Here is a 16,760-nt window from a genome sequence, read left to right on the forward strand (position 1 = left end):
GGCCTTCTCGCCCATTGTCACGCTGGAGTGGCGCTCGCGGTCGACAGCCACGCTAGCGTGACAATCGGCAGGCTCTTGCAGCGCGGACCCGGCGGAGAATCTCATCTCGACGGTCTCCCGCCGTCACTCGCACATTGATCCACCTGCGTCGCTGCAGTCGGTCAGCCCTTCTCAGGTCCCACCGGTATTGCCAGTCATTGAGTCGATGCTGCTCACCGTCATATTCGACGCCGACTTTGATGTCGTCCCAACCCATATCGACAAACGCGAACGGGTCTCCTGGGCCGTCGAACACCGGGATCTGTGTCTGTGGCCGTGGCATGCCGTCGTCGATGATGATCAGACGTAACCAGGTTTCCTTGGGTGACTGAGCCCCACCGTCCATCAGATCGAGTGCTGTCCGCGCATATTCGACACCTCGGCGCCTGGCATACCGCTGTATCAACAAGTCGACATCGGCAGCCTTGAGGTCCGTCGCAGCAGCCAAGGCATCGAGAGCGGCCACCGCTTCATCACGCTCGTACCAACTTCCGATGTCCAGTGCCGTGCGAGCCAACGAGGTTACCGGCAGACCCGCGATCCGAACCACCTCATCCTCGTCGATCTGCTCGGTACGAACCTTCAAACCCGCAAGCGGGTTCCTGTTGGAGTGAATCAATTCCAGAGGTGCAGCAGCGTCAACCCATTTCGCCCCGTACAGCGCCGACGCAGACTTCCCGGCGATGATCCCACGTCGTCGGGACCACAGCCAGGCTGCGTGCGCACGGATTTCCGGAGTGAGTTCAGTACCGGGACTCACATAGACATCCCGGAAGACCCTGGTGTACCTGGTGCGTAGTGCGCTCTTGAGCAACTCGCCCCTCGCGACGGCCTCGCTGCCGACAAATGGCTCCCCCATGACGAAAGAGTTTGCCGCGCAACGCCCGAGGCGTCACTTCCGTTATCCACAGGCTCTGGCGTGACGCTCGGCATCCACAGCCGCACTGGCGTGACGCTCGACCACGCGTGCTTTGGCTGCTACGGCCCGACCGACCACGTTGTCACTCCAGCGTGACGCTCGACGCCGACAGCCACTCTGGCGTGACAAGTTGAGGACACGTGACAAGTTGAGGACACGTGACAGCTGGGGACACGTGACAAGCCGGGGACAGAGGGGGCCGGCTACATCCGGCGCGACAGGTCCCCGTCGTCGTGGCGCTGCGGCGGCGGGGCCGCCGGCGCCTGATGCGGGGCGACTGGAGCCGGGCCGGCACTGGGCCGGTTCTCACTCGGTCCGGCTCCGGAGCCGTGCGGGGCCGCCGGCACCTGGTGTGAGCGCTCGTTCAGCTGTGCCTCACGGGCATCCTGGCCGGCCTGTCGCTGGTCCTGCTGAACATCGCGATCGTTCTGCCGAGCTTCGCGCTCATCCTGTTTGGCGTCACGCTCGTTGAGCTTGGCCTCCCGGTCGTTCAGCAGCTGGGCGCCACCGGGACCACCTGCCGCCCCTGCGCCGGGCATGCCGTCCTCCGGAACACCTGACCCGGAGCCACCGCCACCCTTGGCACTGTCCATGGCCTTCATAGCTGGCTCCATCAGCGAGCCGAACTGCCCACCCATACCGCCGGCGGCCTGCGCGGGCTGACTGGCCATCTGACCCATCTGACCGAGCTGACCCATCATCTGGCCCAGCTGCCCCACGCCTTGCTGGCCGGACTGGTCGGCGTTCTCGTATGCGCCCTGTGCGTCGGAGAGTTTGCCGTTGAACATGTTCTCTTTGGCCGCCAGCGCGGTGACGTTGGCTGTCAGTGCAGCCGCCATGGTCGGGAGCAAACCGGCGATCGTCATGCTCATCGCGTCCTCACCGGCCTGGATGGCCGGCATTTCCGGCAGCTGGATCGGGGCGGCAGACCAATTCAGCGCGCCGGGGGTGGTGAACGGTGTGTTGCTCACGAGGCACCTCTTTCAAACTCGATCGCATCTACCCGCATGCCAACCGGCTCACCAGTCATCGTCCACGTCACCGTCGTCAAGTTCGTGCTCGAGGGGGGCGGGAACTGCGAGTCCCTGGGTAGTGCCACCACTGCCGGCGCCGCGATGCCCCATCGCGCCCATCGGCCCCATGCCTCCGGAGGCAACCGGAGCCAGCCCACCGAACGCATTGCTCCCGGCCATAGCGTGGTCGGTGGCTACCGCCACCGGCGAGGTACCAACCACGAGCTTGCCCATCAGCGGTGTCTGCGCACTTCCGCCGCCGGAGCCTGGCAACGACGCCGCCTTCATCAGCCCAGCACCCGAGCTCGGACCGGATCCCCCCGCCGTGGGATGAGTGGAGAACGCGGAGAAGGGCATTGGACCGCTGCCGGTCCCGCCTTTGCCTGCTGAACCGAACATCTGGGTCAACTGCTGCAAAGGCTGGGTCAGCTGCTGCAGCGGTTGAGTGAGCTGCTGGGGGATCTGGCCGAGCATCTGCGGGATCTGCCCCAGCAACTGGCCCATCATCTGCATCATCTGCTCGCCACCCTTCTGCGCGGCCTGCTGAGCCTGGGCCGTGGGCGGCGTGGTGACGGCCGGGATGTTGGCGGTGGTGCCGAGACTGCTGACCAGTTCCGAGGTCGCCGCCGTCACGGTGGCAATGTTCTGCGACAGCCCCATTTTGATGACGCCCTCGATCAACTCCTGCTTGTTGTCGATCGGCAGCGCCTGCAGCATCTCGACCTCGTGCTGGACCTGCTGCGCGGTGGCGTTGACGGCCGTCTTGGTCTGCACGACGGCCGCTGCCATGGCGGTGAGCTGGGTGGCGATGGCCTGCGCCTGGGCGCCGTTGGCCTGGTGGTGGCCGATCATCGTGGTGGCTTCGCCGGAGGCGGCCATGGCCCCCTCGCCCTGCCAGACCTCGTTGAGCCTCATCAGCTGATTGGTCTGCTCGGGCACGATATTGCCGGTGATGTTGGCAGCCAACTTCTGGTAAGACGCGGACGCCGCGGTCAGCTGCTCCTCGTCGATGTTCGGCCACCCCGGACCCGTCACCGTCTGCGACCCGTATGGGCTGCTGTCCGGCGGCATCCCCATGCCCCGGCCCCCTTCTCCCCGACCTGCATATGTGGAGCAAACATTACCGTGCCGAACCGGGACGGCAACGCGCCTTTGTCCCGCGATCAACCCGGAGGTCGGCACACCAGTGCCCGCGGTGACCAGCGCATGCTCGACATTGTCGACCCGATTGACCGATGTGCCGCACACCTTCGGCAATCCCGTTCATGCCATGAGGCGTTCGCCTCGGTGGTGCTGTCCTGAGCCCAGGTGCACAATGCCGACATGGACAGTCAACGTCAACGGGGCACGATTGCGCTGGGCCACCTCTAGTGGCGCCAGAGGGCGGGAGCAAATCGACACGGTCCGATGCCGAGCGCATCGCGGCGGCCCAGGCGTACATCGATGCGCTGGTGACGCACAAGGCCGACGCGGTGCCGTTCACCCCGGACTGCATCCGTATCGAGATGGGCCTCAAGACCGGCCGCTCCGGAGATCACTTGCGGCGCAGCCTGAATCGCGGTCCGCAGTTCAAGCTGATCGAGGCCACCACACCGCCCGAGTACACCGTCGACGGCGACGAGGTGCGGGCTCGGTTCGACGTGCTCACCAAGCCGCGACTGTTCGGCCGACGGGTGTGCTCGCACGTCGACGAAATCTTTCTCATCCCAGCCTCTGACGGACGGATCCACCACATCCGCGCCTCCTTGACTCCGTTCATCAGCCGATAGTCGCCAGAATCACTGAATTCGAAGGGCGTGGGCCACAGTGTCACTGGCTCAGCGACTTTCCTCGCGAACGGTACTCAGTGCAGTAGCGTCGCGCCGAAATAGTGGCACAGCAGCAACGCCACCTCGACGTCGAGGCGGTCATCGGTGATAGGCCTGCCGCGTCGCTCCACAGCCCGGCTCACCCGGTATTTCACCGAATTGGTGTGCAAATGCAGGTCTTCGGCAGCGGCCTTGTAGCTCGACCCACTGCCGAGAAACGCCCGCAGCGTCTCCCGCAGCCGCTCGTCGTTCTCCGTCGCTTCGGCGAGCGGCCCGAGCACCTCGCCCACCCACCGCGCGGCGGACTCGACATTGCCGCCGAGCAGAGCGGCCACGGCTACCCCGCTGTCGCCGGCGGCGGTGAACCTGCACGACGACGCCGCACCGGCCGCCACGGCCACCGTGCGGGCGTCCTGCGCCTGCCGATGTGAACGCCGGAATCCGTCGACACCGGGCAGCGGGTTGCCGACGGCCAGAAGCGGACCGTCGCCGAACGCCCGCAACCGGTTCACCACATCGTCGGCGACCTCTCGGGGCACCGGGACCCACACCCAGGCAGTGACCCGGTCAATCGAGATGAACAGCGGATTTTCCTGCGCACCAATCGATTCGGCGAATCGGACAAAGAATCGTTCCATCGACGCGAGCTCATTGCCGTCGCCGGATTCCTCGCACCATGCCACCGCCGCGAGGTGAATCCTCCTGAGCGGGTAGCGGATTGCCATGGCTGCCGCGTCGACGTCGACGTCCTCGCCCGATGCGAGCAGATCACGAACCCGTGATGCCCGGACGCTGTTGCGCGATTCCAGCCAGCGGTCGCGCTCATCCTGATAGGCCTCGACCACACGCTGAGAGATCTCGTCGATGTAATCGAACGAGACGGCTTCCATGAGCTCGTAGACGGCCAGTCCGAGCTCCGGATCCAGATCCGTCGCGCGAATCTCCTCGAGAATGAACCGCAGCGCCGCCCGGTGACCAAGCCGGTAGGCCCGAGTCAGCGCATTGGCCGACACCTCACGCTGTGCCAGCCGCCGGGAGTATTCAAGAGCCGCAATGGGAGGCTCGACGTTCTTCACCGAGATGCCGTGCCGAACAGCCGCGAAAAATGTCTCGACATTGCTCTCGACGGTGTCGCGCAGCAACTGCTGCAGCTGCTCCTCGCCACGCGGTTCGGAGATGGCGACAACGAGTGACTGCTGAACCGTCTTGGTGATGACCGGAAGTTTGTCGACCAGCCGGCCTGTCACCGCGACGGCAGCCTGCGCCACAGCGGTCTCGTCCACCCCGCGCTTCCCCATGGTCAAACCGTAGATCGCGCGGGTTGACGGAGGAACGGGTTGTGCGGATCGGCTTTGTCCTCCGGGGACAGTGCGCCCGCGGTATTTCAGCCGCCGAGGACGTCGGCACAACCGAGCCGCCTCCGTAACGTACATCACGAACGCAGCAACAAGCCCTCTACCAGCTGCGACAGCCGAAAAGCGCTATTTCCGAAAGTGAATTCACCATGTCGGTGTTCGGTTTCTTCCTCCTGTTCTTCATCGGTCTGTTGCCGGTCCTGATCCCCGCCGCCACCTCCACTGTCCGGGCCATCTCCGGGTGGCGTAGCCGCCGCCTGGCCTCCGCCCAGTAATCAGCACCCCAAACCTAAGGAGAACCGCCATGAGCACCGTGAGCGCCACCGAACTCGACAGCATCGACCTGGCCAACCCGGCCCTCTGGGAAGCCGGCCCGCCCTACGAGCTGTTCGCCCGGATGCAGCGCGAAGCTCCGGTGCACTACAGCCCGCAACACACCGCGCCGGGTGAAGGTGGTTTCTGGTCGATCACGCGCTACGACGATGTCCGCACGATCAGCCGCGACCACCGCACGTTCTCGTCGGAACGACACGGCATCTTCAACGTCGACGACATCGGGGTTCCGCTGGATGTGCAGCGGCTCCAGCTCATCTCGATGGACCCGCCCCGCCACGACCGGCTCAAGGCGCTGGTGATCAAGGCTTTCACCCCCGCGCGCGTCGCCGCGCACGAGGAAGCGATCAAGCAGATCATCGGTGAGGTCCTCGACAGCGTCGCCGACCGCGAGCGGTTCGATCTGGTGGCCGACGTGGCGCGGCCCGTGCCGGCCCGCGTCATCGGCTCCCTGCTCGGTACGCCGCCCGAGGACGACGAGCGGCTCGTGCACTGGACGAACGTGTTCAGTGCCTTCGAGGACCCGGAAATCCGGGCCCAATGGGACGACGCGGGGGCGGTGATCCTGGAGATCATCGCCTATCTCAACGAGCAGATGGCACAACGCAAGGATGCGCCGCGCGACGATCTGATCACCGCGGTGATGAACGCCGAAGTGGACGGCGAGAAACTCAACGAGCTGGAAATGGCCACGTTTTTCGCGCTGCTGATGACCGCGGGCAACGACTCGACGCGGGCGACCTACAGCGCGACCACGCTGGCCCTGATGCAAAACCCCGACCAGCTCGCGCTGCTGCGGGAGAACCCCGAACTGATCGAGGCGACGGTCGAGGAAGGGTTGCGCTGCTTCCCCGCCTTCGCCTTCATGGCCCGCACCGCCACGACGGACTTCGAACTACACGGCACGACCATCAAAGAGAACGACCGGCTGCTGTTGTGGTACATCGCGTCCAACCGCGACGAGACCGCGTTCGACGATCCGAACAAGTTCGACATCACCCGCGAGGGGTTGGCCGACCGGCATCAGGCTTTCGGCGGCCGCGGCAGGCACTTCTGCCTCGGCGCCAACCTCGCCCGGCTCGAGCTGAAGCTGTGGATCCAGGAGACGTTGCGCCGGTTCCCCGACCTTGCGCTCGACGGTGAACCCACCCGGGTGCAGGCATTGTTCCTCAACCAGTACAAGTCGATCCCAGTACGGCGGACATCATGATCAGGCCCGCTTACCGTGAGGTCGAACTCGACGTGATCGTCACTGGCCGCGAGGATTCGGCTGACGGCGTGGTGACCCTGACCCTCACCGATCCATCCGGGTGCGACCTGCCCGAGTGGACCCCCGGCGCCCACATCGACCTGGTGATGACGCCCGAGCTGGTGCGCCAGTACTCGCTGTGCGGTGACACCAACAACCGGGCCGAATGGCGGATCGGGGTGTTGTTGAACCCCGACAGCCGCGGCGGCTCGGAGTTCGTGCACAACAAGCTGCATGAGGGCAGCACAGTCCGGGTTCGTGGACCGCGCAACCACTTCGGTTTGGTCAGCGCGCCGCGCTACCAGTTCATCGCCGGTGGTATCGGCATCACACCGATGCTGCCGATGATCGCGGCCGCCGATGCGGTCGGCGCCGACTGGCAACTGCTCTACGGTGGCCGGACCCGGGCATCGATGGCCTACCTCGACGAGCTCGCCCGCTACGGAGACCGGGTCACGGTCTGCGCGCGTGATGAAGCGGCCGCCTTCCGCGTCACCTTGGAAACCGTTCTGGCCGAGTCACATCCGGACACTCTGGTGTACTGCTGCGGCCCGGAGGGACTGCTGAGCGCCGCCGAGGGCGGCTGCAAGCACTGGCCTATCGACAGCCTGCACATCGAACGCTTCTCCGCCAAAACTGTCGAGGACACCCCGGACACCCTGGAGTCCTTCGAGGTGGAATGCCAACGCTCCGGCATCACTTTGACTGTCCCACCGGATAAGACGATCTACGAAGTGGCCGAGGACGCCGGCCTAGACGTGCTCGGCTCCTGCATGGAAGGCGTGTGCGGCACCTGTGAATGCGATGTTCTCGATGGCGATCCGGACCACCGTGACTCGGTGCTCAACGATGCCGAGAAGGCGGCGGGCCAGAGCATCATGATCTGTGTATCACGTTCCCGATCAGCACGATTGGTATTGGACCTATGAGAAACCTACGCATCAACTATCCGTTCAACTGCTGGTACATCGCGGCATTGAGCGGTGAGGTCGGCCCCGACCTGTTCGCCCGCCGCCTGCTGGGCATCCCGGTGGTGTTGTACCGGATCGACGCCGGATCCATCGTGGCGATGGAGGACCGCTGTGCCCACCGAGCCCATCCGCTCTCGACCGGCCGGCGTGACGGCGACTTGGTGCGGTGCGGGTATCACGGCTTCGCCTACGACCCCGCAGGAGATCTGGTGGACGTACCGTCGCAGGACAACGTGCCCCGCGGTGTACGAGTACGCACCTATCCGACCATCGAACAGGACGAGTTCATCTGGATCTGGCTCGGCGATCCGGGCGCGGCCGCACTGCGCAACCCCCCGCGCATCCCGTGGTTCGCCGACGCCGACGATTGGGCGAGCACGGGCGAGGTGTTCGGCATCGAATGCAATTACCTTCTGCTGCATGAGCATTACCTCGATCTGACCAACGTGTTCACACTGCATCCCGAGGTGGTACCACCGGACATCGAGGTACTACCTCCGCTGGAGGAGGTCGAGGTTTCCGAACGTTCGGTGGCCTACTTCCGCACCACGCCACCCAGCCGGCTCGCAGCCTGGGAGACCGCGGCCACCGGCCTGCCGGCCGATACCAGTGGGACCCGCCGCGAGGAGGGCATGTTCGTCTCGCCGGCCTTGCACGTCCAGCGTTACGTGATCGAACCGGTCGGCGGCGCACCGCGGCAACTGTTGCGGATCCAGGGGTTCACCCCCGAATCCCCCGGCTTCACACATGTTTTCCTGCAAATGGCCCGCGACTACGCGATCGGCGACGACGCGGTCGGCAAGTTCCTCGCCACCATGTTCCACGACTGGGCCGAACGCGACGCCGAGGTGCTCGAGGGTATGCAGGACCTCCTCGAGGAGGATGCGGACGCAAGGAGCACAGAAGCTGATGCGGACGCGAGGAGCACAGAAACTAACCGGTCCCCTCGCCGCGAATTCAACGTCAAGGCCGACCGAGCCGCGGTGCGGGCCAGGCGCATAGCCCTGGACATGGTCGACGAGGAGTCCGGCCGGCTCACCCACAGCTGGCTTGCGGCCAGATAGCCAGCGTCCCATGACTGTCGTCGGCGGCGTCTCCATGATCGTTATCAGCCTGCTTCCGGTGCTGCTGCCGGCCGCCGCCACCTCCATAGTCCGCGCCAGACAGAGGCGGCGCGGACGCCATGACAACTCCGACGAGGATTCATGACATCAAACGGTTCCCACCACTATGACGTCGTGGTGATCGGTTCCGGCTTCGGCGGTTCGGTCGCGGCCCTGCGGCTGACCGAAAAAGGCTACCGCGTAGGCGTTCTGGAGGCCGGCCGACGGTTCGGGAACGACGAGTTCGCGAAGACCAACTGGCAGGTGCGCAAAGCGTTCTGGGCACCGAAGCTGGGCTGCACCGGCGACGTCGTTGTGGCCCAACAGGGGCGAACCCGATCCCCGCCCGCCGCTCGGCGGTGAATACCGGTGGCTCGAACCGATCACGCCGCGGCGCCCGGCGGTGCCCGCGAACGCACCGGCAGCGTTGCGACTCACCGGTGTTGACAACGGTCAGCGCACGACTTCCCGGTGACCAGCATCGAGCCGGCGGGTCCAACCGCGGGAATCGAGATGTTCCAGCAGCGGGATCGCGACGCGGCGCGTGGTGCCGAGCGCCTGCCGAGCCTCGCTGGTGGTGAACGGCTGCTCCAACTGCGCCAACTCGCGCATCGCCAGGGCGGGCGCGGTCGGCAGCAGCACCACCCCGTCGCGCAGGCGCAGCAGCCGGCCGGCCCGTTCAGCGGCAGCCAACTCACGCACGCCCAGGTGCAGGGCGGTCAGCTCGTCGGCTTCGGGTGCGTGAAAAGGATTGTCCCGCAATCTTTCTGTCAGTTCTGTGATCGCGGCCTCGGCGGGGCCGAGATCGTCGGGACGGCCGGGCCGCCGGATCAAGCCGGCGGCCTGCTCGAGACCCGCGGCGCGGCTGACCTCGTCGAGCAGCGCCGGGTCGGGTAGCGCCAGCAGATCGCAGGCAGCACCGCGAGACATGCCGGCGGCCAGCGGATCCCGCTCATGCAGCTCCTGCACCGCGGTGCGCAGCCGCTGTTGCCACGCCTCGTATGTGGGCGCATGCACCCACCAGTGTCCGATCACGCGGACGCCCGTCGGCGCCTCGGTGGTCCGAAAGCCCAACCGGTGCAGATGTTCTTCGGTGACCGCACCTCGACGGGCCACCTCAACGAGCACATCGCCGTGCGGATCCATCCCGGCCAGCGCACCGATCCGGCGGGCACTGTCACCACGGCGCCGCAGTGCGGGCGGATCGGCGTCGAGCACCTGGGCACCGCCCAACACCCGACGACCACCCGGATGCCTCAGCACCAACCGGTCGCCGAGTACGAGTGGTAGCCGCCGGTCGAGCACGAGCCGGGCGTGGTCGTCGTCGAAGGGACGCAGCCGGCCCGGTACCGCCGCGGTACCGACGTGCACGGTGAGTCGTTCGGGAGCATCGCTGAACGCGGCGCCGCTGACGCGGCGCACGTCGAGGATGCGGGAGGTCTCCCACGCGCCGGGAGTCAACAGCACGTCGCCGCGGCGGACCTGATCGGCAGGCACCCCGCGCAGGTTGAGCGCGGCCCGTGTCACCGGGCCGAGTGCCGGGTAGGGCTGGTTGCGGGATTCCAGACCACGGACGACCGCCTCACGCACCCGCCGCCGGCCGATCAGTTGAAGCCGGTCACCTTCGGCCAGCGTGCCCGCCGCGAGGGTGCCGGTCACCACCGTCCCGGAACCGGTAATGGTGAACGATCGGTCTACCCACAGCCGCACCCGAGCCGTCGCCGAAGGGGCAGGCAGCGCACTCAGTACGTCATCCAATGTGGTTCGCAGCTCGCTCAGACCGGTGCCGTCGACTGCCGACACCGCGACCGCCGGGGCATCGCGCAGCCCGGTGTCGGACAGTTCGGCGCGGGCCTGTGCGATCACGTCGTCGACGCGGTCCGGAGCGCGGTCGACGCGGCTGATCACCACAAGGCCGTGCCTGATGCCCAGTGCCGCGACGGCGTCGCGATGGTCGCTCGACTGCGCCCGCCAGCCCTCGTCTGCGGCGACCACGAAACACACCACCGGAGCCGGCCCGAGCCCGGCCAGCATGTTGCCCAGAAAGCGTTCATGCCCAGGCACGTCGACGAAGGCGACCTCCCGTCCCGACGGCAGCGTGGTCCACGCGAAACCGAGGTCGATGGTCAGGCCGCGGCGACGCTCCTCGGCCCACCGATCCGGTTCGATACCGGTCAGAGCGCGCACCAGCGTGCTCTTGCCGTGGTCGACGTGCCCGGCTGTGGCGACAACGTGTTGCTGCACCGTCAGCCACCCAGCGCGGTCTGCACCGCGGCCAGCACCCGCTCGTCGTCGGACTCGGGTACACAACGCAGGTCGAGCAGGCAGGCGCCGTCGTGTACCCGCGGCAGCACCGCGGGATCGCCGGCCCGCAACCGGGCTGCGACAGCCTCAGGTAACCGGACCGCCCAACCGGGCAGCGGAACACCCGGGGCACCGCCACCGCCGACACGGCCGTCGTGCGGAACCACGGTCGCGCCCACGGCATCGGCGATGCGTACGGCCCGGGTCCGCAACGCCTCGGCGTCGGCGTGCAGCGCCTGGATAACCGGAGCCGGCCCGCCGCACAGCGTGGCCTCCAGCGCGGCGAGGGTGAGTTTGTCGGCGCGCACGGCCCGCGCGAGTGGATGACGGGCCATGCGGGCCACGACGTCGGAGCGGCCCAGCACGATCCCGGCCTGAGGGCCGCCGAGCAGCTTGTCGCCGCTTCCGGTGATCACGTCGGCGCCGTCGCCCAGCGCCGTGGCGGCATCGGGCTCATCGGGCAGCAACGGATCGGGTGCGAGTAGCCCGCTGCCGAGATCCACTACGAGCGGCACTACCTTGTCCTGCAAGAGGTTTCGAAGCTCACCCAGCGAGACCGCCGACGTGAAGCCGGTGACCCGGAAATTGCTCGGGTGAACCTTGAGCACACATCCGGTGTCCGGGCCGAGTGCGTCCGCGTAGTCCCGCAGATGCGTGCGGTTGGTGGTGCCGACCTCACGCAGCCTGGCACCGGTCGACGCGATCAGATCGGGCAGGCGGAACCCGGCACCGATCTCGATCAGCTCGCCGCGGCTCACCACCACCTCACGGCCCGCCGCGAGTGCGGTGGTGGCCAGCACCAGCGCAGCGGCACCGTTGTTGACCACGAGCGCATCCTCGGCCGCAGGACACGCCGCGAGCAGAGCTTGGCGGGCCGCAACCCCGCGCTTGGACCGGGTGCCGGTGGCGAGGTCCATCTCGACGTCGACGTATCCGCTAGCCGAGACCAGGGCGTCCACCGCGGCCCCCGACAGCGGCGCGCGGCCCAGATTGGTGTGGACGACGACACCGGTGGCGTTGAGCACGGGCCGCAGTGACATCGGTGCCCGCGCGGCCAGGGCCGCCACCACGGTCGCCGCCACTTCGCCGGGTGGCAACACCCCTTGCCGAGCCTGCTCCTGGGTCTTGAGCACCGTGGCGCGGACAGCGCTGTCGCCCAGACGGTTTCGAGCCTCACGCACCTCTGGCAGCGCCAACAGCTGGTCGGTACGCGGGATGCGCCGACGCGGGTCGAGCTGGGTCACGTGCCCTCCTCGAGCGTCGACGACGACAACTGGCGGAGGCGGACGGGAATCGAACCCGCCAGACCGAGATACTCGATCTCACCGGTTTTGAAGACCGGGGGGCCCACCAGGAACCCAAACGCCTCCGCCGCCCAACTTAGTCGCCGCTCGACTTAGTCCATGCCGCGAGCGGCTACATTGGCGCCATGGAATCCGTTCGCCTGACCGGTTACGCCCACGGCGGAGGGTGCGCCTGCAAGATCCCGCCGGGCGAACTGGAGGATGCGGTGCGCGGGTTGGTCGGGCAGTCCGGGGACAACGTCCTGGTCGGGCTCGACGACGGCGACGACGCGGCAGCCGTGCTGATCCGCGACGACCTCGCGGTGCTCTCGACCGCGGACTTCTTCACGCCCGTGGTCGACGACGCCTACGACTGGGGCCGGATCGCCGCGGCCAACGCGCTGTCCGATGTGTACGCGATGGGCGGGCGTCCCGTGGTCGCGATCAACCTCGTCGGCTGGCCCCGCGACACCCTGCCGATGGAGTTGATGACCGAGGTGCTCCGCGGCGGGCTTGCGGTCGCCTCGGAGGCGGGGTGTCCGGTGATCGGCGGCCATTCCATCGACGATCCGGAGCCCAAGTACGGCATGGCGGTGACGGGTGTGGCCGACCCGAATCGGTTGCTGCGCAACGACGCCGCCGAGCCGGGCCTGCCGCTCACGCTGACCAAGCCGATCGGCGTCGGGCTGCTGAACAACCGGCACAAGCAGACCGGCGAGGTGTTCGCCGAGGCAGTGGCGACGATGACCGCGCTCAACCGCGACGCCGCCGACGCGGCCCTAGCCGCCGGGGTCCGGGCCGCCACCGACGTCACCGGGTTCGGGCTGCTGGGCCACCTGCACAAGATGTGCCGGGCCTCCGGCGTGGGCGCGGTGATCGACCGTCGTGCGGTGCCCGTGATCGACGCCGCTCTCGACGCGTTGCGCGACGGCTACGTGTCTGGCGGCACTCGCCGCAATCTCGACTGGGTGCGGCCGTATCTGCGCCCCGGGTCGGGTGTCACCGAGGACGATCTGCTGCTGCTCGCCGACGCCCAGACCTCCGGTGGCTTGCTTGTGGTCGGTGAAGTACCCGGGTATCCCGTCATCGGGCACACGGTGGCCGGGGACGGCATCCAGGTACGGGTCTAGCCCAGCTGTCACTTCGGCGTCAGCGAGTTGATGGGCGCCCGACCTGGAAACGTGCCATCACCGGTACGGCTGTGGCACCTGTGCCGAATGACTACATGAAGTTCTTCGTGTGCAGCGCGGAGATGTCCGCGGCTTCGTCTGCCGGGAAACCGAGATGGATCAGTCGCCGCTGGCGCCCCTCGTCCATTTCAGCTTGCAGGGCCAGTACGGCACGGTAACCGTCGGCGATCGCGGTGGGTTCCCAACTGCCGGCCGCCAGCAGGACAAGGGAGTCGAACACGTCCGCGTTAAGACCCGCGGTGTCGACCAGTGCCGAGTACCGCCGCTCGACGGCGGCGCGCAACTGGCTCAGCACCCCGCGATCGCGGTCGGCCTGGTAGCGCAGGTGTGCCACGCCGAATGCGACGTGGCGGGCCTCGTCGCGACGGGCGAGCCGGGTGACGTCGCGGGTCACCGGGTCAGGTGCATGCACGTCGAGAAACTCCAGGAGGTTGAGGAAGCTGCCCTCGCCGAGTACCGATAACAGGAACGAGGCCATGGAAAAGTCGGCCTCGTCGAGCAGCGTTGCCAGCGACTGTCTTCCGCCGACCGTCGAGGTACCCATCGGCAGACCGGTCAGCAGTGCGCGGCGGGTGAAGACCTCCATGTGCCGGGCCTCGTCGGCGGCCTGGACGGCCAGCAGCTGCAGCACCTCGCGGAAATGCGGGTGGATGCGGGCCAAAAGTTTGGCCGGCACCACCAGCGCCGCCTGCTCGTTCTCGACCAGATACGTCATCACCTGGACGACGGCCCGGTCGACGTCGGGGTGGATGTCGAACCCGGCGGTCCAGTCCACCGCGGTGTTGGGGTCCCACTGTTCGGCGGCGGCGTGCGCGTACAGGCTGGGCGCAATGTCGGCCCACACCAGGTCGCGGTCGCGAATGTCAAAGGGCGAGTGGGCCGTAGCGCCGCGTTCGACCAGCGCACCCCGCGCGGCCAAGCCCCAATACGCAGGTGCAGAGGCCACGATCCCGTCCGGGCCGGGGGCACCCGCGCGTTCGGCGCCCAGCCATCGGTCGCGGTTTCCCGGTTCGATCGTCCAGGAATCGTCCCCGCGCATCACCCGGTGGCCGAATTGCCGGCACCAGGCGGGCAGGTCGACTGCGAGAGCCGGTGCCCGGCCGACGATTTCGACGGTCTGGCCGGGGCGCACGGAATTCAGCGCACGTTGCAGCAGCAGGTGCGCCCCGTTGTCGAACCCGAGGTTCTCGAGATCGACGCGGATGTTCATGGCCGGTAATCGGATGCGGTGACGGTGCCTGCCGTGTCGTAGAAGCCGAGCAGTTCCACAGCGGTGTTCAACACGTCGTAGCCGCTCGTTCGACCGGGCAGCCAGCGGGTGAGGCCTTCGAGATCCAGCAGGGGCCGCACGGTCTCGTCGGTATACGACATCGACAGCAGCAGCTCCCGCAGCCGCTCGACCTCCGCGGTGGGCGCGGTATCGACCACGGTCATATTGCAGTGGTCGAAAGGCGTTGTCTGACCGATGATCCGCAGACTCGACGGCGGCACGGTGCCATCCCGGCCGAAGCCGAGATGGTTGGTGTCGATGATCGCCGCCGCATCGGCGCGGCCGTCGAGCACGGCCCGCACGGCGCCGCGCTCACCGCCGATGTGGTCGCCGTGCAGGCCTACGCCCACATCGAAGCGCTCGACGGTGACGTCCCGCCCGGCAAGCAACCCGGCGTCGGCCAGCGTCGCCAACGGAATCAGCGTGGCCTGCGGCGAATCCACGGCACCCAGCGCCAGCCGCGTCGCTTTGAGGTCGGCAATAGTTTGAATCGGCGAATCCGCGCGGACCACGAAAACCGAGGTCAGATCTTGGTCGGTGTCGCGCATCAACAGCGCCGACACCTTCCGGCCCCGCGCTGCCGCCAACCGCTCACAGCGCAACCACGCGAGCGGCGAGTTCCAGGCCACGTCGATACGGCCGTCGGCGAGGTCCTCAGCCTGGCGCTCGTAGTTCGAGTACAAGACGAAGTCGAAGTCGAGACCGTTCTGGCGCAACCAATCTCGAAACCCGAACCAGATGGTGACCACCTTGGGGTCGTACGCAACAGCGCCCAGCAGAAGAGTCATCGTTACCTCACAGTAGTGGTTGGCCGAACGCGGCGCGGCCGATGAAATCGTGCAGGGCCTCAGTGGTGGGTGCCATCACCCGGGCCGCCAGTGAATCCCGGAACCGGCGTTCGATGCCCAGCTCCTTGCGGAACGCCGAACCACCGCACAACCGCATCACCCCGTCGGCGATATCCGAAGCAGCTTCCGCTGCAACAGCTTTCACCTGCAAAACCCGCAACATCGCATCGGCGCGCCCGGCCTCCAGGGCGCTCAAGGTGTCGTCGAGGAACAGGCCAGCCGTGTCGGCGAGCGTCAGCAGCCGGGCATAGGCACGGCGCTGCTCGGGCTGTTCGGCCAAGCTCTGGCCGAGATGCTCGAGGCGGCTGTGGGCCAGGTGCGTGCCCGCGGCGGCGACCAGCGACCGCATCAGACCAACCGAGAACGCGGCGTTGAGCACCAGGAACGTCGGCAGCACCGTCTCCAGCGCCAAGTCAAGGCCCTGCCCGTCGCCGCCGAGCATCGCCGACGGGGCCACCGCCAGACTCGTCGCGGTCATGGGCGTCGACGAATTGCCGCGCAGGCCCAGCCCGTCGAACGACCCGGCCACCTCGAGCCCTTCGACCGTCGCGGGCACGTGCCACAGCGTCATCGGACCGTCGGCATCGAGCGCGCGACTCGACCAGACGTAGCTGTCGGCATGGCCTGCCGAGGTGACCCAGCTCTTACGGGAATCCAGGAGCACGGTGTCGCCGTCACCGCGGGTGGCAGTGCCCACCGGCGCCCAAAAGTGGCTGCGAGAGCCGACTTCGGAGAAGGCCAGGGTGCTCAGGTGACGGCCCGCGGCAATGGCGGTCCGGGTGTCGTCGTCGGCGAACCGTTCGAGCACACTGACCGCGGCATAGTGCATGGCGAGCACCATCGCCGTCGAACCGCAGACGGCTGCGACACTGCGCACCACCTGGGCTGCGTCACCGAGACTGCCACCGCCGCCGCCGAATTCGGGTGCGCTCAGCAGGCCGAGAAAACCGGCCTTGGCCAACGCGTCGATCGATTCGCGGGGAAAGCTTCCGGCGGCGTCGACGGCCGGTGCGGCCGGTTCGATGACGTTGCGGACCACTTCATCAAGGGCCGAACACAGGGCAGAGTCCACAAC

General features: G+C 67.3%; 16 protein-coding genes, 1 tRNA gene and 2 pseudogenes. 8 read left to right on the forward strand and 11 right to left on the reverse strand.

The window, feature by feature from the left end:
- Window positions 1–52: 52 nt before the first annotated feature.
- The 4 genes and pseudogenes from B133_RS0115050 to B133_RS25360 form a co-directional block, all read right to left on the reverse strand.
- Complete coding sequence (locus B133_RS0115050; protein ID WP_018602259.1) at window positions 53–898, reverse strand: hypothetical protein; 846 nt, start codon at window positions 896–898, stop codon at window positions 53–55.
- A 263-nt stretch (window positions 899–1,161) separates the two neighbouring features.
- A complete protein-coding gene (locus B133_RS0115055) occupies window positions 1,162–1,929 on the reverse strand; it encodes a hypothetical protein (protein WP_018602260.1) in 768 nt (255 codons plus the stop codon).
- Window positions 1,930–1,977: 48 nt separating this feature from the next.
- A complete protein-coding gene (locus tag B133_RS0115060) occupies window positions 1,978–3,048 on the reverse strand; it encodes a hypothetical protein (RefSeq protein ID WP_026256470.1) in 1,071 nt (356 codons plus the stop codon).
- A gap of 78 nt (window positions 3,049–3,126) precedes the next feature.
- Window positions 3,127–3,244: pseudogene (locus B133_RS25360) on the reverse strand (lipid-transfer protein); the annotation flags it as partial.
- Window positions 3,245–3,341: 97 nt separating this feature from the next.
- Here B133_RS25360 and B133_RS0115065 point away from each other — a divergent pair.
- On the forward strand, window positions 3,342–3,740 hold the full coding sequence (locus tag B133_RS0115065; protein WP_018602262.1) for a nuclear transport factor 2 family protein: 399 nt from the start codon (window positions 3,342–3,344) through the stop codon (window positions 3,738–3,740).
- A 74-nt stretch (window positions 3,741–3,814) separates the two neighbouring features.
- On the opposite strand, the gene B133_RS0115070 is transcribed toward B133_RS0115065, so the two are convergent.
- Window positions 3,815–5,077, reverse strand: coding sequence for a CdaR family transcriptional regulator (locus B133_RS0115070; protein ID WP_036418651.1), 1,263 nt, complete (start codon window positions 5,075–5,077; stop codon window positions 3,815–3,817).
- A 206-nt stretch (window positions 5,078–5,283) separates the two neighbouring features.
- Here B133_RS0115070 and B133_RS25190 point away from each other — a divergent pair, with 206 nt between their 5' ends.
- The 6 genes and pseudogenes from B133_RS25190 to B133_RS22845 all read left to right on the forward strand — a co-directional run.
- Window positions 5,284–5,409: a hypothetical protein gene (locus tag B133_RS25190; RefSeq protein WP_018602264.1), complete on the forward strand. Its 126-nt coding sequence runs from the start codon at window positions 5,284–5,286 to the stop codon at window positions 5,407–5,409.
- A 29-nt stretch (window positions 5,410–5,438) separates the two neighbouring features.
- The gene (locus tag B133_RS0115080; protein ID WP_018602265.1) at window positions 5,439–6,677 is read left to right on the forward strand and encodes a cytochrome P450; all 1,239 of its coding nucleotides are present in this window, start codon (window positions 5,439–5,441) and stop codon (window positions 6,675–6,677) included.
- The gene (locus tag B133_RS0115085) at window positions 6,674–7,645 is read left to right on the forward strand and encodes a PDR/VanB family oxidoreductase (protein WP_018602266.1); all 972 of its coding nucleotides are present in this window, start codon (window positions 6,674–6,676) and stop codon (window positions 7,643–7,645) included. The genes B133_RS0115080 and B133_RS0115085 overlap by 4 nt, the downstream gene beginning before the upstream one ends.
- Window positions 7,642–8,751: an aromatic ring-hydroxylating dioxygenase subunit alpha gene (locus tag B133_RS0115090; protein ID WP_018602267.1), complete on the forward strand. Its 1,110-nt coding sequence runs from the start codon at window positions 7,642–7,644 to the stop codon at window positions 8,749–8,751. The genes B133_RS0115085 and B133_RS0115090 overlap by 4 nt, the downstream gene beginning before the upstream one ends.
- 10 nt (window positions 8,752–8,761) lie before the next feature.
- Window positions 8,762–8,896, forward strand: coding sequence for a hypothetical protein (locus B133_RS25195; protein WP_018602268.1), 135 nt, complete (start codon window positions 8,762–8,764; stop codon window positions 8,894–8,896).
- Window positions 8,893–9,096 (forward strand): annotated as a pseudogene (locus B133_RS22845) (FAD-dependent oxidoreductase); the annotation flags it as partial. The gene B133_RS25195 and the pseudogene B133_RS22845, both read left to right, overlap by 4 nt.
- A 147-nt stretch (window positions 9,097–9,243) precedes the next feature.
- Here B133_RS22845 and selB read toward each other — a convergent pair.
- The 3 genes from selB to B133_RS0115115 all read right to left on the reverse strand — a co-directional run bounded on the left by selB (window position 9,244) and on the right by B133_RS0115115 (window position 12,464).
- A complete protein-coding gene (selB, locus tag B133_RS0115105) occupies window positions 9,244–11,034 on the reverse strand; it encodes a selenocysteine-specific translation elongation factor (protein WP_018602270.1) in 1,791 nt (596 codons plus the stop codon).
- Window positions 11,035–11,036: 2 nt separating this feature from the next.
- A complete protein-coding gene (selA, locus tag B133_RS0115110; protein ID WP_018602271.1) occupies window positions 11,037–12,338 on the reverse strand; it encodes an L-seryl-tRNA(Sec) selenium transferase in 1,302 nt (433 codons plus the stop codon).
- Window positions 12,339–12,368: 30 nt separating this feature from the next.
- A tRNA-Sec gene (locus tag B133_RS0115115) sits at window positions 12,369–12,464 on the reverse strand.
- A 59-nt stretch (window positions 12,465–12,523) separates the two neighbouring features.
- Between B133_RS0115115 and selD the strand changes: the two genes are divergently transcribed.
- A complete protein-coding gene (gene selD / locus B133_RS0115120; RefSeq protein ID WP_018602272.1) occupies window positions 12,524–13,507 on the forward strand; it encodes a selenide, water dikinase SelD in 984 nt (327 codons plus the stop codon).
- A gap of 91 nt (window positions 13,508–13,598) precedes the next feature.
- On the opposite strand, the gene B133_RS0115125 is transcribed toward selD, so the two are convergent.
- The 3 genes from B133_RS0115125 to B133_RS0115135 are packed head-to-tail and all read right to left on the reverse strand — an operon-like array spanning window position 13,599 to window position 16,757.
- The gene (locus B133_RS0115125; RefSeq protein WP_018602273.1) at window positions 13,599–14,777 is read right to left on the reverse strand and encodes a sulfurtransferase TusA family protein; all 1,179 of its coding nucleotides are present in this window, start codon (window positions 14,775–14,777) and stop codon (window positions 13,599–13,601) included.
- Window positions 14,774–15,625, reverse strand: a complete 852-nt coding sequence (locus B133_RS0115130) for a phosphate/phosphite/phosphonate ABC transporter substrate-binding protein (RefSeq protein ID WP_018602274.1) — start codon at window positions 15,623–15,625, stop codon at window positions 14,774–14,776. The genes B133_RS0115125 and B133_RS0115130 overlap by 4 nt, the downstream gene beginning before the upstream one ends.
- Window positions 15,626–15,632: 7 nt before the next feature.
- Window positions 15,633–16,757, reverse strand: coding sequence for an acyl-CoA dehydrogenase family protein (locus B133_RS0115135; protein ID WP_026256472.1), 1,125 nt, complete (start codon window positions 16,755–16,757; stop codon window positions 15,633–15,635).
- Between the last annotated feature and the right edge of the window lie 3 nt (window positions 16,758–16,760).

Origin of the sequence: Mycobacterium sp. 155 (assembly GCF_000373905.1) — a bacterium.
Taxonomy (GTDB): Bacteria; Actinomycetota; Actinomycetes; order Mycobacteriales; family Mycobacteriaceae; genus Mycobacterium.